Origin of the sequence: Ruoffia sp. FAM 24228 (genome assembly GCF_045528575.1) — a bacterium.
GTDB classification, from domain to species: Bacteria; Bacillota; Bacilli; order Lactobacillales; family Aerococcaceae; genus Ruoffia; species Ruoffia halotolerans.
Window position 1 is genome coordinate 1 of the sequence record NZ_JBGQQZ010000046.1, and the last position, 20,491, is coordinate 20,491.

18 protein-coding genes, 1 pseudogene and 1 riboswitch are annotated in these 20,491 nt (G+C 36.0%); of the genes and pseudogenes, 7 read left to right on the plus strand and 12 right to left on the minus strand.

What is annotated here, in order from left to right:
* The first annotated feature begins 656 nt into the window (after positions 1-656).
* Complete coding sequence (locus ACEN33_RS08555) at positions 657-1,526, plus strand: helix-turn-helix domain-containing protein (RefSeq protein ID WP_407090383.1); 870 nt, start codon at positions 657-659, stop codon at positions 1,524-1,526.
* Positions 1,527-1,633: 107 nt separating this feature from the next.
* Here ACEN33_RS08555 and ACEN33_RS08560 read toward each other — a convergent pair whose 3' ends face one another.
* The 3 genes from ACEN33_RS08560 to ACEN33_RS08570 form a co-directional block, all read right to left on the minus strand.
* Entirely contained in the window at positions 1,634-2,191 is a 558-nt protein-coding gene (locus tag ACEN33_RS08560) for a hypothetical protein (RefSeq protein ID WP_407090384.1), read from the minus strand.
* A 215-nt stretch (positions 2,192-2,406) separates the two neighbouring features.
* Positions 2,407-3,582 carry a M20 family metallopeptidase gene (locus tag ACEN33_RS08565; RefSeq protein ID WP_338489276.1) on the minus strand — a complete coding sequence of 392 codons (1,176 nt, stop codon included), beginning with the start codon at positions 3,580-3,582 and terminating at the stop codon, positions 2,407-2,409.
* A gap of 24 nt (positions 3,583-3,606) precedes the next feature.
* Complete coding sequence (locus ACEN33_RS08570; RefSeq protein ID WP_407090385.1) at positions 3,607-4,989, minus strand: YfcC family protein; 1,383 nt, start codon at positions 4,987-4,989, stop codon at positions 3,607-3,609.
* Positions 4,990-5,156: 167 nt separating this feature from the next.
* Positions 5,157-5,311: riboswitch (Lysine riboswitch) on the minus strand.
* A 350-nt stretch (positions 5,312-5,661) separates the two neighbouring features.
* Here ACEN33_RS08570 and ACEN33_RS08575 point away from each other — a divergent pair.
* The 3 genes from ACEN33_RS08575 to ACEN33_RS08585 all read left to right on the plus strand — a co-directional run bounded on the left by ACEN33_RS08575 (position 5,662) and on the right by ACEN33_RS08585 (position 7,530).
* Entirely contained in the window at positions 5,662-5,973 is a 312-nt protein-coding gene (locus tag ACEN33_RS08575; protein ID WP_407090387.1) for a cation:dicarboxylate symporter family transporter, read from the plus strand.
* Positions 5,970-6,152, plus strand: a complete 183-nt coding sequence (locus tag ACEN33_RS08580) for a cation:dicarboxylate symporter family transporter (RefSeq protein ID WP_407090388.1) — start codon at positions 5,970-5,972, stop codon at positions 6,150-6,152. Before ACEN33_RS08575 ends, ACEN33_RS08580 begins: the two co-directional genes overlap by 4 nt.
* Positions 6,153-6,357: 205 nt before the next feature.
* The gene (locus ACEN33_RS08585; RefSeq protein WP_407094885.1) at positions 6,358-7,530 is read left to right on the plus strand and encodes an iron-containing alcohol dehydrogenase; all 1,173 of its coding nucleotides are present in this window, start codon (positions 6,358-6,360) and stop codon (positions 7,528-7,530) included.
* Positions 7,531-7,586: 56 nt separating this feature from the next.
* Here the strand turns inward: ACEN33_RS08585 and ACEN33_RS08590 are convergent, their stop codons facing one another.
* Both ACEN33_RS08590 and ACEN33_RS08595 read right to left on the minus strand, forming a co-directional pair.
* The gene (locus ACEN33_RS08590) at positions 7,587-8,756 is read right to left on the minus strand and encodes a cation diffusion facilitator family transporter (protein WP_407094886.1); all 1,170 of its coding nucleotides are present in this window, start codon (positions 8,754-8,756) and stop codon (positions 7,587-7,589) included.
* A gap of 132 nt (positions 8,757-8,888) precedes the next feature.
* Positions 8,889-9,215 carry a hypothetical protein gene (locus ACEN33_RS08595; RefSeq protein ID WP_407094887.1) on the minus strand — a complete coding sequence of 109 codons (327 nt, stop codon included), beginning with the start codon at positions 9,213-9,215 and terminating at the stop codon, positions 8,889-8,891.
* Between the two features lie 314 nt (positions 9,216-9,529).
* Here ACEN33_RS08595 and ACEN33_RS08600 point away from each other — a divergent pair, with 314 nt between their 5' ends.
* Positions 9,530-11,467 carry a glycoside hydrolase family 3 N-terminal domain-containing protein gene (locus ACEN33_RS08600; protein WP_407094888.1) on the plus strand — a complete coding sequence of 646 codons (1,938 nt, stop codon included), beginning with the start codon at positions 9,530-9,532 and terminating at the stop codon, positions 11,465-11,467.
* A gap of 90 nt (positions 11,468-11,557) precedes the next feature.
* Here ACEN33_RS08600 and ACEN33_RS08605 read toward each other — a convergent pair whose 3' ends face one another.
* The 6 genes from ACEN33_RS08605 to ACEN33_RS08630 all read right to left on the minus strand — a co-directional run bounded on the left by ACEN33_RS08605 (position 11,558) and on the right by ACEN33_RS08630 (position 18,653).
* Positions 11,558-12,685, minus strand: coding sequence for a tyramine oxidase subunit B (locus tag ACEN33_RS08605; protein ID WP_407094889.1), 1,128 nt, complete (start codon positions 12,683-12,685; stop codon positions 11,558-11,560).
* A 94-nt stretch (positions 12,686-12,779) separates the two neighbouring features.
* Positions 12,780-14,150, minus strand: a complete 1,371-nt coding sequence (locus ACEN33_RS08610) for a CapA family protein (RefSeq protein ID WP_407090395.1) — start codon at positions 14,148-14,150, stop codon at positions 12,780-12,782.
* A 21-nt stretch (positions 14,151-14,171) separates the two neighbouring features.
* Positions 14,172-15,017, minus strand: coding sequence for a hypothetical protein (locus tag ACEN33_RS08615; RefSeq protein WP_407090396.1), 846 nt, complete (start codon positions 15,015-15,017; stop codon positions 14,172-14,174).
* Between the two features lie 162 nt (positions 15,018-15,179).
* Positions 15,180-16,676, minus strand: coding sequence for a PTS transporter subunit EIIC (locus tag ACEN33_RS08620; RefSeq protein ID WP_407094890.1), 1,497 nt, complete (start codon positions 16,674-16,676; stop codon positions 15,180-15,182).
* A complete protein-coding gene (gene murQ / locus ACEN33_RS08625) occupies positions 16,676-17,581 on the minus strand; it encodes an N-acetylmuramic acid 6-phosphate etherase (protein ID WP_138403527.1) in 906 nt (301 codons plus the stop codon). The genes ACEN33_RS08620 and murQ overlap by 1 nt, the downstream gene beginning before the upstream one ends.
* Before the next feature lie 4 nt (positions 17,582-17,585).
* A complete protein-coding gene (locus ACEN33_RS08630) occupies positions 17,586-18,653 on the minus strand; it encodes a DUF871 domain-containing protein (RefSeq protein ID WP_407090399.1) in 1,068 nt (355 codons plus the stop codon).
* Between the two features lie 219 nt (positions 18,654-18,872).
* Here ACEN33_RS08630 and ACEN33_RS08635 point away from each other — a divergent pair, with 219 nt between their 5' ends.
* Positions 18,873-19,226 carry an FAD/NAD(P)-binding protein gene (locus tag ACEN33_RS08635; protein WP_407094006.1) on the plus strand — a complete coding sequence of 118 codons (354 nt, stop codon included), beginning with the start codon at positions 18,873-18,875 and terminating at the stop codon, positions 19,224-19,226.
* A gap of 326 nt (positions 19,227-19,552) precedes the next feature.
* Positions 19,553-20,311, plus strand: coding sequence for a hypothetical protein (locus ACEN33_RS08640; protein ID WP_407090403.1), 759 nt, complete (start codon positions 19,553-19,555; stop codon positions 20,309-20,311).
* Positions 20,312-20,375: 64 nt separating this feature from the next.
* Here ACEN33_RS08640 and ACEN33_RS08645 read toward each other — a convergent pair.
* A pseudogene (locus tag ACEN33_RS08645) lies at positions 20,376-20,491 on the minus strand (IS30 family transposase); the annotation flags it as partial.

Genomic DNA, 20,491 nt, shown 5'->3' on the forward strand with positions numbered 1-20,491 from the left:
TAGATTCTCCTTTGATTGGTTTTGGTCGACTTAATTATAAGGGAATCTACTGACCTTTTTCTATTGATATACAAAAAAACGTACCAGTGAGTTTTTAGAACTCACCAACACGATTAATTATAGAACCAAATATAAATAGACTTCAAAGTATATATCAAAATACTTTTGATTGTTTCCGATCTTCTGTATCTTTTTAACAACATTTTCATAATCTATTACACTTTATAAGATATATTCTACAAAGATGATTTCGTTAATTATTGTATTTAAAATATTTATCTCAAATAAATCATATATATTTTTTCTCATATCTATGTTCAAAAAAGAACTATCAATTATTACTTTACTTTCTGTCCATATTTATACTTTCTCGATCGGGAGTAAAAAGGCATTTATATTTACTCAAGATAAATTAATTGATTTGAATATTTTAAATTAATTCAATTTTGACTATTTCCTCGTCAACTGGTCTTAACTCAACAATTAATTCAACATTCCTGTCTAGTGAAATGACACAACATATAATTATTATTATTTGCTTTATAAACTCACCCCCTATATACTTATAATAAAATAATTTTATAGATTTTGGGTTGTCTTTAAAGTATATATTATTTAATCGCAAATTATTCCAGTATTCTTATAGGAGGTCAAAAATGGTTTCGTACGGTAAAATAATCAAGAGTATTCGCGAAAATAAAAAAATGACGCAAAAAGAACTCGCCGAGGGTATTGTCACTCCTCAATTTTTATCGCAATTTGAAAATAATAAATATGATATTAAGCTCGATAATTTTCTAATGATTCTTGATCGATTGAATGTTAAATATAGTGAATTTATCGTGCATGTGCTTACATCAGACCCACCACTGCAAAGTAACTTTCTAAATCAATATTCAAAAGCTTACTATTCGAGCAATAAAGTACTTTTAAAAAAACTAGTGGAACAAGAAAAGGAATTATATAGTGAAAATTCAAACTTTCGTCACTTACACAATGCCATTATTGCCTCTCAACGTTTCCAGTTAATCAATCATAATGGATTTAATCGCGATGACACCAATATTATTATGGATTACTTAAAAGATGTCTATGATTGGGGACATTATGAAGTAGCGTTATTTGCAAATAGTATGTTTTTCTTGGATATTGAGCACATGAATTATTTTAATACTATGGTCATTAATAAGATTAAAAAGTACGGTTCTAAATTAAGGCTAAATGGAGAATTTTCGAAAGTATTACTTAATATGATTGATTATCTGTTGAAACGAAACGAATTGGAAGATATTGATGACTTAATCTCCGAGACCGAAACCTTTCTAATAGGTGAAAAAAGTTTCTATGAAAAAAATCAACTAAATTATCTTAAAGGTTTATATTATATTAAAAAAGGTGATATTGAAAACGGTAAAAATCATTGTGATAAAGTCATTAGCATTCTTGTTCACTTTGAAGAATATGAGAATGCCAATCATAAGCAAGAAGAAGTGGACCAATTACTTCAAGAAATTGCAGATGAATAAAAAAGCAATTCGATGGAGTACACTAGCATTGTAGGTACAGCTATCGAATTGCTTTTTCTTTAAATTAATTATTCAATATTAAATATCAAATCCGTTTGAAACTTTAACTACTCCACTAACACAAAGTCATAGGAATTATATTCCAATGTACTATCTTCTTTACGAGTGAACTCAATGAGATCTTCATTAAACAGTTTTACACGAATCGTCTCATCAGACTCGACAATCTCAGGGTTAGAAATAGTGAATACGACATTCCCCATAGGGTCAATCGATGAATATATTCCGGATGACGCATGTTGAATTTGTTCAATCACATTAAAAACAGTCGGATTATTTTCTAAATCGAGTTGATCTTCAATCGCGTAAAAGCTAATTCCTAATTCATCTTGTAAAACTTGTAAATCATCAGACTCGGCATTTGGATCCACTTGAGCAAGCAAGGCTTCATCTGTATGCTTAGATAATAATAGTATAATTTCCCTTGCCTCAGCTGCTTCATTATTTACTGTTATTTGAACATTGTCTGGCTTAAAGACAATATGACTGATCGGACTTTCTTCATTATCACTGACATAACTTTGATTATCGTTGGCAGAGACGGGTGTTTGACTGATTAATAATAGTGACACAACTAGCAAGACGTACTTAACTATTTTTTTCATTAGAATATACAGCTCCTCTATAATTAGTATAAAAAACTAAACCTTCGTATCAAGTAACTTAACAGATGCCTATCGCAAACAATAAAAATGGTTAATATTGTTATGTTATTTATACACTATATATTATATTTTTTTCAGATTTTATTAATATTTATCCACAAAAAAAAGTATCAGCAAGAATAATCTCGCTGATACCAAAACTCAAAAATATTAAATTAGTTTACTTTTTCAATCTTGCTAAACTCTTCTTTAATCTCTGCCAATAGTTCTGGTTTTGTAATCACATCAAAACCTGTTCTAGCTAGAATCTCAACCGTGCGCATCATCGCTTTGTAACCAAATTCAGTACGAGTTGCTTCACGGAATTCAACGGTATGACCCGCAGTTGGTACACCATCTGTAATTTCGTAGTATGAATGGATAGATGGGACAACTTGGCTGACATTTCCCATATCGATGGAACCTGATAAGTCTTCACCCGCATCGATCATTTCGATTCCTAAATCTGCTGCGTTAGCGTTATATGTATCACTTAATTTTTGGTTCGTGATCATATTATAGTATGACTTTTCAAAATAGTTATATTTCATTGTCGTACCTGCTGCACTTGATGCTGCTTCAGCGCTTCGGATAACCATATCTTTCACTTCTTGTAAGTAATTAATATCTAGAGAACGAACATAGAATTGAACACGAGTGTATTCCGGAATAATATTGGCTGCGACACCGCCTTCAGCGATAATTCCATGAACACGTGCATCTGGACGTAATTGTTGACGACCCGCGTTCACCATATTGAACATATTAATGGCAGCATCTAAAGCGTTAATTCCTTCCCAAGGAGCACCAGCCGCGTGAGCTGTTTTTCCAAAGAATTCAAATTCTAAAGCTTCCATCGCAAGCGATACATTACTCATTAAGTTTTGATCAGAGGGATGTGTACATAAAGCGACATCCACATCGTCAAACGTATCAGCATTAGCCATATCAACTTTAACACCATCAGTTTCTTCAGCCGGCGTTCCTAGAACTACGACGCGCCCACCTGTTTCACCAACGACTTTAGATAAGGCAATTCCTGCACCCGTATCTACAGTCCCAAGCATGTTGTGACCACAGCCGTGACCAATGCCTGGAAGTGCATCATATTCTGATAAATAGGCAACTGTTGGCCCCTCTTTACCTGAATCAAAGGTTGCTTTAAACGCCGTATCGAATCCTAAGTATGGATACTCAACGTCAAAGCCATGTTTTCTTAATAAATCAACATGGGCTTGTGATGATTTATATTCGTTTAATCCTAGTTCAGGATTTTCATAAATATAATCACTTAAACCTTGTAATTCCTCGCGCATTTCTGAAACGATTTCGTGTAATTGTTCTTTTGACATATAATATTTCCCCTTTCGAAATTTCTAAAATGGTCCGTAGCCGACTAATTGTGCAAAGATAATAAAGACTAGACCAATCGCTAACCAAATACCCATTAAAGGCATGGCGAATTTAACCCATTTTTTGTAAGGAATATCTGCAATTGCTAATTGAGCCATTAAGATTCCTGACATCGGCATAATTGAATCTAGGAAGCCGTTCCCTAATTGGTAACTTAATACTGCAGTTTGGCGTGTGACATCTAAAGCATCTGCTAAAGGTACCATAATTGGCATTGTAACAGCCGCTTGTCCACTACCTGAACTAATAAAGAAGTTAATAATAATTTGAACGACGTACATACCAGCCGCTGATAAGACAGACGGTAAGTTTGAAATTGCACCCGTTAAACCATTAATCAATGTATCTAAGATCATCGCGTCTTCCATAATAATCACTAAACTTTGTGCTAATCCAACAATTAACGCTGCATACATCATATCTTTAGCACCTTCAATGAAGTTATCTGCTAAATCTCCTGGTCTCATTCCATAGATTAGACCACTAATTAAGCCCATACCTAAGAATACAGCACCTATCTCAGTTATAAACCAGCCTAAGCTCATAACACCGTATGCTATAACAACAAAGCCACCAACAAAAACAGCTGCAATAATCTTCTGTTTAGTTGTGAATTCGATGTTTTCAGTTGTGTTTAAATCTTGAAAGTCCGCATGATTTCTTGCTTTCATTTCCTCATCATAAACGATACTATTTGTTAAATCAGCTTTGACACGTTTACCATAAATAATTAAATATAAAGACGTTACAATCCATAATACGGTAAACAGGACTAATCTCAATTCAATACCTGAGAATAAGGGTAATTCCGCGATCGATTGTGCTACCCCAACTGAGAATGGATTCATGAAGCCAGATGTAAACCCAACTCCTGCTCCAAGCCCAATCATTCCGACCCCGATAAGTGAGTCATAACCAATCGCTCGCGCTAATGACACACCTAAAGCAATAAAGACAATTGTCTCTTCACTCAAGCCAATCGTTGAACCTGCTAATCCCATAATTAGTACCACAACAGGAATGACTAAAGCTTCTTTACCTTTTAATGAACTAACAATTCGACTTAAAGCCGATTCGATCATTCCGGTTTTATTAATAATTAAAAATGACCCACCTGTGACAAATAAGAAGTAAGAGATATCTTGTGTTCGAGCGAAACCTCTTGGAATACTCTTCAACACTTCAAAGATACCTTGAGGATTACTTGCAACATGTGCGAATGAATCTGGATTAATAATTTCACGTTCTCCAACCATTACTCGCTCAAATTCCCCTGCTGGGACAATCCAAGAAAGGATGGCAGCAATAATAATAAAACTAAACAATAATACATATGTATGTGGCATCCGGACTCTTCCTAATGCCTTGAATATATTTTTCACTTTGTTCCTCCATTTATTTTGAACACTTTACAGCAGGGTGAGCGAATTACTACATTGCACTTTTAAAAAATGTATATAAAAAAGCTGCGAGCAAAAGCTCACAGCCAGAATTTGACAGGTTCTTTTGCCCACAACACAGCACGCTCACCTACGTAGAGTTTGGGCAACCCTACAAGACAGTGATAGACTTATTCAATCTATCCCCAACATCAATTTGACATTTCGGCTAGCAATCCTTTCATCATTTCTGATTACTGATATTACAAGCGGCCTCAATACTGTATTGTTCTCTTATTTAATTTACTTGAGATAGAGTAACGCAAATCTCTGCCTTTGTCAAATTAATATTTCAAAGATTAAGAATTAGAATCAATTACTTTGATACTTGAATTTTATTTCATAAAATAGACTTATAGAGTCATGAGCATCGCTTGCTTCTTTCATTTTAAAATTATTTAAGGAGGAATAATATGATAAATCAACCCTTTTTTACAATTTTTTAAAAAATAAGTCATCGGTTCACGATCGGCGTGATCATTTTACTACTAGTCATTATTGGTATTATACGCAATATGTCAAAACGAAAAACTTCCTTTTCAATGCGGATGATGGTTGCTTTATTTTTAGGACTAGCCTATGGAAGGTATTGCTGCTGAGAGATTTCCACTATTCTTCTTAGAGTTAATTCCTAATAATATATTCTCAGTGATGACAACAAATAGTAGTATCGTATCTGTAGTAATTATAGGAGCATTCTTTGCGGCCTCTATTCGCTTCATGAGAAATATAAAACCTGATGCGATTAAAGCCTGTGATGAATTTCTACAATCTGCGCAAGTCGCTGTTAATAGTGTATTAACAAACGTGATTAAATTAATGCCTTACGGGATTTCAGCGCTTGTAGCAAATACGATTTTATCTCAAGGGATGGAGATTATTAGTATATGATTAACTTTATCTCAGCACTCTACTCTGCTGTCGTATTTATGTTACTCGTCTACGTTGTTATTCTCTTATTGGTTGGAGTGAATCCAATTAAATTCTATCGAAAAGCATTTCCTACAATGGTCCTAGGTTTCTCGGATCGTTCAAGTGTTGGTACATTACATATACAATTACGAATTTAGAAGAAAACATCGGTGGGTGTCGATCGATGGGAAGGTAACTTCGATATGGAACCATTCAACACACCTACAAAATCCGATTTCGAAGATATTGATTAATGATGATTTAACTTACCAAGTAGTTACTTGGTAAGTCTTTTTAATTGCTAATTGAAAGCGAGGTCTTGTACAATAAATGTAACACAATATACAAATGGAGGTTTGTTTGATGCGAGCATTTAATTACGATATTCCAACTAAAGTTTACTTTGGTGAAGGTAAAATTAAACACTTACCTGATTTAATTAAACAATTCGGAAACAAAGTTTTACTCACTTATGGTGGCGGGAGTATTAAGCGAAATGGTATCTATGACGAGGTGCAAGATTTACTAAAAGGTTGTGAGATTTTTGAACTCAGTGGCATTGACCCTAATCCTCGGATTGAAACGGTTCGTGAAGGTGCAAAAATCTGTAAAGAGAATGATATTGATGTCATCTTAGCCGTAGGTGGTGGTTCAACCATCGATTGTTCTAAAGTTATTGCGGCAGCTGCCAAATACGACGGCGATGCCTGGGACTTAGTTATGGATGGCAGTTTAATTACAGATGCGCTACCTTTAGTAGATATTTTGACACTTTCAGCAACAGGGACTGAGATGAATTTTAACGCTGTTATTACAAACTTCGATGTAAAGATGAAGCAAGGAACAGCAAGCAAACATCTATACCCATATGCTTCTATCTTGGATCCAACTTATACATATACTGTGCCCGCTAACCAAACTGCTGCTGGTACGGCAGACATTATGTCTCATACGTTTGAGAACTACTTTCAAGCAGAAGACAATGCCTTTATTACTGATAGCTTAAGTGAGTCCATCTTACGTGCCACTATTAAATACTTACCGATAGCGTTAGAAGATCCTGAGAACTATGAAGCGCGTTCGAATTTAATGTGGGCGTCAACCGTAGCATTAAACGGCTTAACATCGATGGGTAAAGGTGGCGGTTGGACAACTCACCCAATTGAACATTACTTATCTGCTTACTACGATATTACCCATGCCGTCGGATTAGCCATTCTAACACCACGTTGGATGAAATATATCTTAAGTGACAAAACCGTGGACCGTTTTGCGAGATATGCAAACAAAGTATGGGATATTGAAGAAACCGATGATAAGTTCGCAATGGCTGAAGAAGCGATTGAAAAGACTTATCAATTCTTCGTCGATAACGGTTTACCTATGACTCTTCCAGAAGTAGGTATTGAAACGGATGAACATTTCGAAGAAATGGCCAAAGGACCTGCCGAACGCTTATCACGTGCTTACGTTCCTTTAAACCCAGATGATGTTGTTGAAATTTTAAATCGCTGTATGACAGAAGGTTACGAATAATAACTTAAAAGACACTCTTTCGTTTACTAAAAGTATCCGAAGGAGTGTCTTCATATTTAAACTTCTTTTAACAAATCAAGTCGATCAAATTCTATGACTAATTCATAAGCACCGATGTATGAATGAATCTTCTCTTGGATCATTGAGAATAATTCCTCATTTGTTTCCTCCACGCCATCAGGAATAACTACATCAAAAGTGATATGACTTCGATGATTTTTACTATCTACTTTAAAATCATGAAACTTTAAATCTAATTGAAATGATTTAAGAATTTCTTTAACTTGACGGTAAATAGCTGTACGTTCTTCATTTTGTATCGCAATTGGGTCAACGTGACAGACTAATTCTACCCCTAATTTCGCTTCAAAGTCTGCTTCAATTTGATCAATTACTTGATGTGAGTAAGTTAAATCCCAACTATCGTCAATTTCAATATGAATCGTCGCAAAGGTTTTGTTTGGTCCATAATTATGCACAAGTAAATCATGGTAGCCTACGATTGAATCATACTCATCCAATAAAGTCTTCATTGCTTGGATTTCATCTTTGGAAGGACTTGTCCCTAATAAATCACTAATCGAGTCATTAATTGCCTGAATACCACTATAAACGATGATCACAGATAACAAGGCACCCGCGTAACCATCGATTTGCCAACCCGTCACCGTCTCAACGGTCGCGGACACGAGTACGATTAAAGTTACAAAGACATCATTCATACTATCTTGTGCCGCACTATGTAATGTATTGGAATGAATAGCCTTGGCAGCCGTCTTGTAAAAATTCCCTTGTATAATCTTAACTAGAATTGACACAACTAATAAAATAAAGACTAGTGGTGAGGCATTTAGAGGCGTTGGATTCATGATTTGTTTAATCGAAGACGTGAAAAATTGAAAACCAACATAAATGATAACAACAGAAATTAATAAGCCCGTAATATATTCTGATCGTTCATGTCCGTAAGGATGTTCTTTATCAGCTGGTTTAGAAGCTGCTCTAAAACCGAATAAGGTTAATAAAGAAGACGCAGAATCGCCTAAGTTATTCATCCCGTCCGTAATAATCGAAATACTGCCTGATATTGTCCCCGCCAGCAATTTAATTCCAAATAATACAAAGTTAGAGATTAAGCCCACTCGTCCAGCTAAGATTCCTGCTTTCGTTCGAGCTACTCCATTGGCTTGCTTACTTAAAAAACGTTCAATTAATCCTTTAAACATAATGCGCCTCACTTTTCATAACGTTAATATCCATTATATCAAATCTCAATATCCATTTAAAAGAATTATAAAATTCCAACCAAAATAAAAAAGCATTCATAAAACGAATTCGTTCTACAAATGCTGTAACATTCAGTTATGACCATATTCCACTAATTCAAAATGAACGTATTGATTATCAATGATTAAATATTCAGGATTAACAATATCTAAACTAAAACTAGGGAATGATTGGCCATCGAAAAAATTTATCTCTAGATATTGTTGATTTTGTGAATTATCTTCATCTGACTGAGCCTCCAAATCAAAAATACCGTATAAAGCATCTTCATTCACCATAAGATTCTTATAATCCATGACTTTTTTTACTGTTTTATCTTCTGTTTCACTCTCAATTAAATATTCATTATCAATTACAATTTGAAGCCGGTTTTCGAGGATGTGAATTTCTTTAATCAATGAATTCTCATTTGTCACTTCGTATCTACCAAATAAATTTTCCTGGGCACTAACATCTGCTGGAATAACTACAAAACCGAATAATACAGAAACGAATACAATTTTTTCATCTTTATCCCTCGTAACTTGAAATTTTTATCAAAAGTCAATTGAATTTTCCTGATTCTAATCTAATAATACCACATAAATAATCGGTTGTTATAGTGGTTATCACTCGGTTGGAAAGCGCTTATATGTTATCATTTAATATATACAATATAGCGGAGGTGAAAGTTACAGAAAGACTTTTAAATTAACTTATAAAGGAGAATATGATGAAAAAACTCACGAGATTATTTCTATCAGGAATGCTATTGTTAAACATCACAACGCCCTACTATTCTGCACAAGCAGAATCTGGAGATAGTAATAATGGCGTCGACGAGATCATCGCAAATATGACTCTCGAAGAGAAAGTCGCTCAAACGCTCATGCCAGACTTTAGAAATTGGGAAGTCGATGGTGAAGAAGTAGGCGTGACTGAATTAAACGAAGATATTCGTCAAATCTTAGCCGACTATCAATTTGGTGGTGTCATTTTATTTGCTGAAAATGTGGTTGAAACAGAACAAACAGCCCGACTCGTCTATCAAATGCAAGCCTCTCAAGTTGAAAGTGATCACTTACCTCTTCTCATTGGAATTGACCAAGAAGGTGGAATCGTGAACCGTTTGGGTTCGGGAACTCAATTACCGGGTAATATGGCTCTAGGAGCAACAAATGACCCAGAATACTCGAAACTAGTTGGTGAAATTATTGGGAGTGAACTTGAAGCCTTAGGCATCAATGTAAACTTTGCTCCATCGGTTGATATAAATAACAACCCCAAAAACCCAGTCATCGGTTTACGTTCATTCTCCTCTGATCCTGAGATCGTTTCTGAACATGGCTTGAGTTATATCGAAGGGATTAAAGAACATAACGTCGCTGTTGCCGCGAAACATTTCCCAGGACATGGAGATACCGATGTCGATTCTCACTTCGGCTTACCTGTCGTTGATAAAAGTTTTGATGAATTGATGAATAATGAATTACTTCCTTTCAAAGCTGTGATGGATGCAGACACTGATATGATTATGACAGCACATATCCAGTTCCCACAACTAGAATCAGAGATGAAAGTATCGGAAGAGGATGGTTCTGATATCTTATTACCTGCCACACTCTCTCCAGCAATCTTAACAGATCTAGTTCGTGATGAGATGGCTTATGAAGGCATTGTCATCACAGATGCCTTAAACATGGAAGCTATAGCAAATAACTTTGGTGAGGTTGAAACTTCAATCTTATCTAAAAAAGCTGGTGCAGATATATTATTGATGCCTGTTATTATTAGATCCAATGACGATCTTGCTTTATTAGATGAGGTGATTCAAGGCCTGGTTGATGCAGTTGAAAGCGAAGAAATCCCTATGGATAATATCGACAATTCAGTCCGTCGCATTTTAACGCTTAAGGATGAATTAGGTTTACTTGAGGATGATTTCTTAAGTCAGTCTGAGGATGAAGTTGTTGCGAATGCAACAGAAATTGTTGGCTCTGAGATGAATCGTGCCAATGAACGTGAAATCTCCAATCATGCTGTCACTTTAATTGAAAATACACAAGCTGCTTTACCGATTCAACCAGAAGCGGATGATCATGTATTATTTTTTACAGCGGATCCAAATCAAGTTCCTGGAACTGAGTTCAGTATAGAGCGGATGCGATTAGAAGAATCACTCTCATCTGACTTTACGTATGAAGTATTGACTTATAATGAGGAAAGTCAATTCACTGACTTTGCGGATGCAATCTCACAAGCCAGTCATGTCGTTGTATACACTAGTATGGTAGATGAATCCTCTCTTGCTGCTGATAACTTTAGAACAGCAATTCCACAAGAAATATTCACGTATGCAAAAGAACAAGGCATTCCAACGGTGCAAGTAAGTATTAACAAACCATATGATGCCGTAAACTTTACTGATAATGATGCAATATTAATTTCTTATGGATATAACGGTATGGACCCAACGGAAGGCGGACAAGAGCCCGTCGCATCATTCGGTCCGAACATTCCTGCTGTGGTTGAAGTCATCTTTGGTGTCACTTCTTCTGAAGAAGGACCAACAGGTCAATTGCCTGTTGATTTACCAGTCATCGAGGACGGCGTGTTGTCGCCAACTGAAGTGGCATACCCCGTTGGTTATCATTCTGAAGATTGGAATTAATCAAAAGTAACTATACAAAAAATCTCCTACCCACAGTGGGTAGGAGATTTTTATATTTATATTTACAGGCATACTAAAGAATGATTTTCTTTATCTCGCTTGAAACGCTGTTTCCCATAAATTAAGTTTTGTTCCGATATCTTTTTCTAAGGCATTTTGATAAACTTGGTAACCCCAAGCAATATCATATAAAGGTTGGCCACCTAAAGCAAAGATGATAATATCATCGTCATTCTCACGTGCATGAACGTTACCTTTAATAATATCACCTACGTTCATAATAATGTCACTCGTCATGCGATCTTCATAAATCCAGTCTAGGAATAATCGACCTAAAACGCCCATCTCAAGCGTGTTATATGGATAGACATCTTCGTATTTCACTTCTTCATACATCTTCCAATTATCGACAACTAAGCGAACATTATTAATGACAAAGTCTGGATCAAAGTTCCCTGAAGAAGATCCGATAATTAAAGCACCTGGTTTAATCCATTCACTCTCAATCTTAGGATTTGCTTCTCCAGAAGTTGCTAAGTTTAAGATATCCGTCTCTCTCACAGCATCTTCAATTGAATGTACAATTTGTATCGATACATTTGGAAATTTTACTTCTAAATCTTCCTTCAGAATCTGCGATTGAGATTCATCCACATCATAGACCTTAAACACTTCGGCGTTTTTCGCTTCTAAAAGCAATGCGATAGCTGTTGAACTTCCGATCGCACCCGCACCTAAGACTGCGACCACTTTTGAATCTGGCTTAGCAAGGTAGCGCACACCTACGCCCGGAATTGCCCCAGTTCGCCAAGCACTCAGTAAATTAGCTGACATAAAGGCTAATGGTGCACCTGTATCGGCATCATTCAGATTCATTGTGAGAATCGAACGCGGTAGGTTTTTATCTTTATTATCAAGGTTTGAACCATACCACTTACATCCAGCAATACGATATTCGCCACCTAGATAGGCTGGCATCGCACAAAATCGACGGTCTGGACCATTGGCCGGCATACTTTTATGCTCAGGTTCATCTGGGAATGAGACAACCATTCCGTGAGAATTATTCTCTCTACCACCCATCCGGTAATCTTCTGTACTTAAGATTCCAAAAACATCTTCCATGACGTTAATACATTCTTGCATATTTAAAACGCCCGCATCAATCATATCTTGTTCATTTAAATATAAGAAATCAATTCGCCCATCTTGAGTCATTATTAAAATCCCCTTATAAATTTAGTGAAAATATTAGAGTTATATTATAACAACTCAAGAGAAATGTAAAATAATAGCTAATGTAGCTTTCCATCTATCTGAAAGTATCTATTGTTTCCTCAGTTGCTTCCGTTTCTAAATGCGTTACAAACTCAAAATCATCCACGTAAGTATGCATACGTTCATCAATCGTATCCCACCACAGTTGGCCATCGGGAATTTGATGTAAGTCGATATCAGCAAATGGAATAATTTGATACATCTTCTCTGCTTCAACCCCCAAGTTAAATATAGGCATGAACTTAGGATTCACAACATTCACTTCACCGGACTCATCGCGCTGAAACGTTACTTCAGTAATACCGCCTTGCTTATTATCTAAATCTCTTTGTCCAGTTAAAAAACTAGCTTGAGAATATATAGCAAATGTTTCACCCCCGTTATACCAATCGACGGGTTGTAATACGTGTGGATGCCCACCTAAGATAAGTTTGGCACCAGCATCACTTAATGATTGAAACACATAAAATTGCTCTTCATTTGGTAATGTAGCGTATTCCTCTCCTAACTGTAAGCTCACAACGACCGCATCAACTTGTTCGGATAGTGCGTCCACTTCAGCAACCATTAAAGGAACATCAATTAAACTAATTAAATATTCTTCTCCAGCAGGTACGGGAATACCATTGGTTCCATAGGAATAATTTAAGAAGCCGACACTGATACCATTTGCTTCTATTATTCGGTTTGTATTATAATCTTCCCAAGATTCATAACTACCTACATACATCATATCCTCTTCTTGCAAGTTCTGAAGTGAATAGTGCGCGCCTTCACTGAACCAGTCTAGGGTATGATTTGTAGCATTACTTACGATATCAATACCAATTCGCTTCAGTGCAGCAATAATCTCACTCGGTGCATTAAACTGCGGATACCCTGACATTGGTAGCTGCGGTGAAGCAGCAATCACTTCTAAATTAGCCATCGAAATATCAGCATATTCCAAATAAGGTTGAATATGAGCTAACATCGGCATAAAGTCATAGGCTGCATCTTCATCAAAGAGGTCAGGTTCAAAACCTTCTTCAAGCATATTCGCCACAGTATCTTGATAGATTGGTGAGTAAGTGTCAGCTAAATAACTGACACGGTCATGAATTAACACATCCCCAACTGATCTTAAGGTTAACTCCCCTTCTTGTGATGGAAATATTTCTTTACCTTCTTTCATTGGTAAGTCTTCAAATAAAAACTCTTGCTCAATCGGTTCAACCGGCTCTTCCATCATCTCTTCTTGAGTACTATCATTAACAACAGAAGATTGACTAGCTATTTGAGTCGCTTCATTAGAAGTAGAGTCTGCTTGTGATGTATTTGAAAAAGTATATATATATAATCCAACGATTGTCAGAATAAGTAAGCTTCCAATAATTACTAACCACGTTTTTGTTTTTTTTGACATTTATTCTCTCCTTATTCGATTTTAATCTAAGTTGCCTGTTGAGATTTTTTCAACGCTTAAATCCTCCGCCACTATGACTGTGATATCTTTACCCAACGGATCTTGCCAGATGAACGAGTGGCTATTCTCTTGAAGTTTCTGAACATAAGTCCAGTTATTACCCACCACATCGATAACATCTTGAATAATTAAATTATCCCTTTGCTTTAATTCATCAATCTCAGCTTGTGTCACTGTTAAGTTGGCACGACCATAATTAGCTTGCCCAATTTCTAATTGAATTAAATCTTTAGAAGCCCAGTCGTAAGTCATACTATACGTCCCAGTAATATAAGACATTTCATCTTGAATAAATTCAAAATAATAATCCTTATAATTTTCATCCACTTCAGAAAAACTTGGTAAAGCATCAGGATGATTGATTACTTCTTCCACTTTTTCTAAATCAGATTCTGAATCTGTTGTTTGTAATCTTTCAAACGTCGGATACAAATTTCCATATAAATAGTCCACTTGATTGTTTTCATTCATTGAAACCGTCAGTTTAAAGGTATCTACGGCTACCCACATATCATATTTGAGTGAATCTTCTTCATATGTATACTCATCCCCAAATAACTCTATGATGTCAGCAATACCGATAATGCCATTAATATTATTACCTGAATCGATTACTTCAGTTACTTTGTCTAAGACATCTTTTATTTTGTTATAGATACTTTCTTTTGTTTCATCACTGAATTCGCCTTCGAGTATTTGTGTTGCCAAATCAGGGGAAACAGATGGACTTTCGCTTTTTTCTTCTGCATGAACCGTTTGGACAACAAGTAAATTTAATAATCCAAGTACTAATAAACGCTTCTTCATGACGTATTCTCCTTATCTTTTTACTTTTCTTGTTGTGTTTTATAATTAATAGTTTACACTAACTAACAATACAATACGAATTTAATCCGGTGAAATCATATGAAACGAAAAAAGACCTTAATGAGAATTAAATCTCATTAAGGTCAATGACTCGTTATCTGATTAGTTAAAGTCAGCTAACGGATCTTGTGCTTGTGAACCTGATCCTTGTAATTCAGTAGGTTCCATGGCTGATTTTGGTACTCCGAAGAAGTATGTAACGACAAAGCCACCAATATAAGCTGCAATTAAACCAATGACATATTGTAACCACATGTTATTAGCAATTAGTGGAATTAAAGCAACTCCACTTGGTCCGATGGCTGTTGCTCCAACACTTCCAAAGAATCCAATCACGGCGCCACCTATCCCTCCACCGATACAGGCTGTAATAAATGTTCTACCTAAAGGTAATGTTACAGCATAAATTAATGGCTCACCGATTCCTAAGATACCAACAGGTAAAGCACCTTTAATCATATTTGTTAATTGTTTGTTCTGACGTGCTCTCATCCAAACAGCAATGGCTGCTCCTACTTGTCCTGCACCTGCCATAGCAAGAATAGGTAATAGGTTTGTCTGATCAGTTGAGCTAATCATTTCAATATGAATAGGCGTTAGGACTTGGTGTAAACCAAACATAACGAGTGGTAGGAAGAATGCTCCTAATATAAAGCCTGAGAAGGCTCCACCAATATCCAGAACCCAATTTATTGAACCAACTAACGAGGATGAAATGACCCCGGCAACGGGCATAATGACAAAAATTGTTAATAAACCAACTACAAGTAATGCAATTGTTGGTGTAAAGATAATATCTAATGCATCCGGAATCACTTTTCTTACTGCTTTTTCAACATAAGATAAGATGAATACGGCAAAGATGACACCGATAATCCCACCTTGACCAGCTAATAATGGCTCACCTGTAAAGATATTAATGAGTGGATTCTCAGGGTTCATACCTGTAAGGTAAATAATCCCAGCGATAACTCCACCCATACCTTGAGTTGCGCCAAATACTTTAGCAGCGTTAATACCTACATAAATATTTAAGTAGCCGAATAAACCATTCTTAATAATATTTAAGATGTCAACTGCATGTCCCCAAGTCGCTGCATCGAGTTGACCAGCGGTAATCATGTTCTGGAAGATGGATGCAATCCCCCCAATAATACCGGCACCAACGAAAGCTGGAATTAATGGAACAAAGATACTAGCTATTGAGCGAGTAATACGTTTAAAGGCATTATCATTCCCTTTTTTATATTTTTCTTTATTCTCTTTTGTAATTTGTTCTGTACTAGCTCGTCCAGATGTTAATTCTGGGTCAAGGTTTTCATCGACAGCCGCACCTTTAACACTGCCTGACATACTTGCTAATTCAGTTGCTACTTTACTAGCTGTACCAGGACCGACAACTACTTGTAAGTTATTCCCGTCTTGAACAACACCCATGACACCGTCAACTTTTTTCAATTCAACTTCATCGACGACACTTGGATCAACTAAATCAATCCGGACACGTGTCATACAATTATAGATGTCTGTAGTGTTGTCTTTACCACCCATATGTTTGTATATTTCTTTAGCAATTAATTGTTCTTTTGTTGTATTCATCATTGCTCCTCCTCTTCTTTTATAGCTTCTCGGATAAACCCGTTGTTATGACTTAATATGTCTTTTGCACTATTTGGATCATTATTTGTTAATACCATAACAATGGCCACTTTAACGTTGTTATCTGCTTCTTGAAAAGCTTTTTCTGCTACTTCATAATCACATTCTGTCGCTTGCATTATAATTCGTTTGGAACGTTCTTCTAACTTTTCATTGGTTGGTTGTACGTCTACCATTAAATTTTTATACACTTTTCCAATTTGTACCATCGATACTGTTGATAACATATTTAAGATTAACTTTTGAGCTGTTCCTGCTTTTAACCGAGTTGACCCGGTTAATACTTCTGCGCCTGCATCCACTTCAATGGCAACTTGGCTGTATTCACTAATTTCAGCGCCTTTGTTACAAGCAATTGATACCGTAGATGCGCCAACTTCTTGAGCATAGGCCAAACCACCTTTAACATAAGGCGTTCGACCACTTGCCGCAATTCCCACAACTGTATCTTTATTAGTTAATTTCAATTCTTTTAAGTCATCTCGTCCAAACTCTGCAGAATCTTCTGCACCTTCGACTGCTGATAACATGGCTTTTTCTCCACCAGCAATTAAACCAACGACCATCTCAGGCGGTGTACTAAAGGTTGGTACACATTCCGCTGCATCTAAGACCCCTAAGCGTCCGCTCGTTCCTGCTCCCATGTATATTAAGCGACCGTCTTGTTTAAAAGATTTCACGATTAATTTAATCGCTGCTTCTATTTGTGGTAAAACTTGTTCAATCGCTTCGGGTACACGGCGATCTTCCTGATTCATCAGTGCAATAGCTTCTTGAACGCTCATTTGGTCTAATGCCATCGAAGCTTCATTTCTCGTCTCAGTTGTTAGCTTGCCTAATTTCATCTATCTATCCTCTCTTCCATTGAATTTCAAACGGTTGTCCAGGTCTCATTGCCTCAAGTAAAAGATAATCACCCGATTGTATATAACCAATCACATTAACCTTTTCATCCGCTGGTAGATTCGTTTTTGTTATTTGAACTTCTCCTTCGTATCGAAGATAATCAGAGTTATCAATCGTAATTGAACCTACCGTTCGTTCACTCATTTGTTCCGGTTTAACTACGAAATCTTGTCTCATCCTTGCTTCCTGACTACGAATGACATCGCGAGCCGCGTCCATTCTTTGAGTGTGTCGCCCTTCGATATGTTTCAGTTGTTCGATAGTGTTGGAAGTCGCGACTGCTTCGAAAAATAAGACTGTTTCATTTAAATATTTTTCCCACTGAATTTGACTATAAGTACTCAAACCTGGGTCGCCAATATACACTTTATCAACAAAGGTTGTTTGCCTTAATTCAAGCGCGCTCCCTAAAGAATGTTTGTAACGGTGGTCTTCTAAAGTTGGTAATCCTTCATATAAAGGTCCTCTCAAATCACCCTCTCCTGGTACAAAAGCCATGACCGTAATCCCTTGCTCTTTCAGCCATTTGTTCATATTAATAAACTCTAATTTATCTAAACCCGTTTCAGGACGCGGATAATAATTATGCCAAGCCTCAATCGACGTGAACTCCACTTCTAACTCTTTTAAAATATTCAAATCTTCTACGCTAATTGTACTCGCATTTAATACAACATCTACTTGCTCACTAATGAGTTTAATCTCTTCGTGACTGACTCCATAGTCGACTCGAATTCCAGTCACACCTAGTTCAATCAATGGAGTTAAATCTTTATAATAAATACCTAAGTTCTTTAAGGCGTCTCCAGAAACATCAACGACTAATTCCATTTCATAATCTTTTGCTACCGAACCTAATTGCCCTAATCGATCTAAATACAATCCAGAATCATCTTCAGGGATATGAATTGACGAGAAAATACCTTTAAAACCAATCTCATGCATGCGTCTTATGTACTGTTTAACTTCTTCTGTCACATCTTCATTTAAATATATTGAAATACCATACATATCCTCACTCCATTGTAATCGTTTTCTAAACAAATTATACAACTTATGAAATGAAATTTCAATACAAATATTTTGTTTTTATCAAGAATGAAATGAAATTACATTTCAATTGCATTAAGTTACTTTAGGTATTTATTAACTCGGACTTGAATATGATTTTATTAACCTTAGAATCAAAGTTTAAAACTTTTTTATAAGGAGGATATCACAATTAGTGGGATGGGAATTAGCGGATCGGCTGTTCTCACTTCTTATGCAAAAGAATTAAAAGATAAAAATCATGATGTTACTATTGTTTGCTACGATACCTCGCCTAGCTTTGGGCGCGGGGTACTTTTTAGAGAGGATTCAGATTTAGCACTAGTAAATACCAGAACAACTGATATTACTTATGATTACGAACAACCAGGTGAGTATGAAGTTAGGCTAAAAGAAGAAGCAAAAATTGAAGGCGATATTCCCGAATTTATGATGCGTGCCTTGTTTGGTGAGTATTTAAATGATCGAACAATGAAGCAAATTGAATTATCGAATGCAACTGTACACTATGAAACCATCGAAGATATGCGATAGTTAAGTGAAACAAAACAGTTGGAATTAGTCACTGAGTCAAATGAGGTACGTCAATATGATCGTGTCCATCTGTGTTCTGGTTCTCTACCAGTATTAGACCCTTACCATTTGAACGGAAAACCAAACTACATTAGTAACCCTACCCTCTAAACGAACTCACACATAACTTTTTTAAAGATGACCGTTTCGTTGTCATTGGAACAAGACTAACTGCGATCATCATTCTCAAATATCTATTACAAGAACGCGAAAATGAATCCGTGTACGCTTACTCACGTCATAACTTTTTCAATACAGTTGGAACAGCAAATTACATTAGTTTAAAAATGACACATATTATGTTGGATAACGTCAAAGCGACAATGGATTCAAATGAGAAAATTCTCTATTTCGATGCATTAGATAAACTTATTCAAAAAGAATTTAATCATTTAAATATTCGGTTTGAAGATTTCTGTAATATTGCTTTGCAAACAGGAACTGCAGGGCTAAGAGAGTCTTTAAATCATTCAAATTTTATGGCGAAGACAGAACGTATTGGTGTTTCCACAACTCGAATATTGTATTTCTTATGGCAATATATGCCTGAATCAGAACGAAAAGCATACTTAGATAAATATCAAGAACCCTTTAACTTAGCTAAAGGAAAACTTCCGATGAAGTCGGCTGAAGCTATTATTGAAGGTGATGACCGTGGCCAATTAACCATTCTCAAAGATGATGAAACTGTTGCTTATGATGACAACACACGAGAATACATTATGAAGAATAAGGATAATGAAGAGATTTTACGTGCGGATTGGGTTATTAACGCAATGGGTGTAAACCTTCATTTAGAAGGCGATTTAAGTGGTCATCCATTAATTCATTCCTTATTAAATAAACGCTACATTATGCCTGACACTCCAGGTGGATTGAGTCTCAATGTCTCAACGCAATGTGTGATTTCACCTAGTTGGTGCGAAATTCCTACATTTCATGCCCATGGAATGTTAGTGAGTGCAGCTGTTTTTCAAAATAATTCAAATTATAAAGCTCAATCCGTTAGCTATCAACTCATCAAAGATATCATTGCTAACTATTAAACAAATAAATACGGATTGAAATTCATTGAGAACTTCAAACCGTATTTTTTATTTATTTGATTTGTCAAATTAAGCTAGACAAAACTGCTTCATCTAAGTAACTCAAAAATACTTCCAACGGTGTTCGGTAGTGTAAGGATTTCCGTGGAATCGTGTTCCGTTTGTGTGCAATCGATGACA

Bases quoted from the DNA above. Each gene is read 5' to 3' on its own strand.
- ACEN33_RS08555 (WP_407090383.1), top strand. From the start codon at position 657: ATGGTTTCGTACGGTAAAATAATCAAGAGTATTCGCGAAAATAAAAAA.
- ACEN33_RS08560 (WP_407090384.1), bottom strand. From the start codon at position 2,191: ATGAAAAAAATAGTTAAGTACGTCTTGCTAGTTGTGTCACTATTATTA.
- ACEN33_RS08565 (WP_338489276.1), bottom strand. From the start codon at position 3,582: ATGTCAAAAGAACAATTACACGAAATCGTTTCAGAAATGCGCGAGGAA.
- ACEN33_RS08570 (WP_407090385.1), bottom strand. From the start codon at position 4,989: ATGCCACATACATATGTATTATTGTTTAGTTTTATTATTATTGCTGCC.
- ACEN33_RS08575 (WP_407090387.1), top strand. From the start codon at position 5,662: ATGGAAGGTATTGCTGCTGAGAGATTTCCACTATTCTTCTTAGAGTTA.
- ACEN33_RS08580 (WP_407090388.1), top strand. From the start codon at position 5,970: ATGATTAACTTTATCTCAGCACTCTACTCTGCTGTCGTATTTATGTTA.
- ACEN33_RS08585 (WP_407094885.1), top strand. From the start codon at position 6,358: ATGCGAGCATTTAATTACGATATTCCAACTAAAGTTTACTTTGGTGAA.
- ACEN33_RS08590 (WP_407094886.1), bottom strand. From the start codon at position 8,756: ATGTTTAAAGGATTAATTGAACGTTTTTTAAGTAAGCAAGCCAATGGA.
- ACEN33_RS08600 (WP_407094888.1), top strand. From the start codon at position 9,530: ATGAAAAAACTCACGAGATTATTTCTATCAGGAATGCTATTGTTAAAC.
- ACEN33_RS08605 (WP_407094889.1), bottom strand. From the start codon at position 12,685: ATGACTCAAGATGGGCGAATTGATTTCTTATATTTAAATGAACAAGAT.
- ACEN33_RS08610 (WP_407090395.1), bottom strand. From the start codon at position 14,150: ATGTCAAAAAAAACAAAAACGTGGTTAGTAATTATTGGAAGCTTACTT.
- ACEN33_RS08615 (WP_407090396.1), bottom strand. From the start codon at position 15,017: ATGAAGAAGCGTTTATTAGTACTTGGATTATTAAATTTACTTGTTGTC.
- ACEN33_RS08620 (WP_407094890.1), bottom strand. From the start codon at position 16,676: ATGAATACAACAAAAGAACAATTAATTGCTAAAGAAATATACAAACAT.
- murQ (WP_138403527.1), bottom strand. From the start codon at position 17,581: ATGAAATTAGGCAAGCTAACAACTGAGACGAGAAATGAAGCTTCGATG.
- ACEN33_RS08630 (WP_407090399.1), bottom strand. From the start codon at position 18,653: ATGTATGGTATTTCAATATATTTAAATGAAGATGTGACAGAAGAAGTT.
- ACEN33_RS08635 (WP_407094006.1), top strand. From the start codon at position 18,873: ATGGGAATTAGCGGATCGGCTGTTCTCACTTCTTATGCAAAAGAATTA.
- ACEN33_RS08640 (WP_407090403.1), top strand. From the start codon at position 19,553: ATGACACATATTATGTTGGATAACGTCAAAGCGACAATGGATTCAAAT.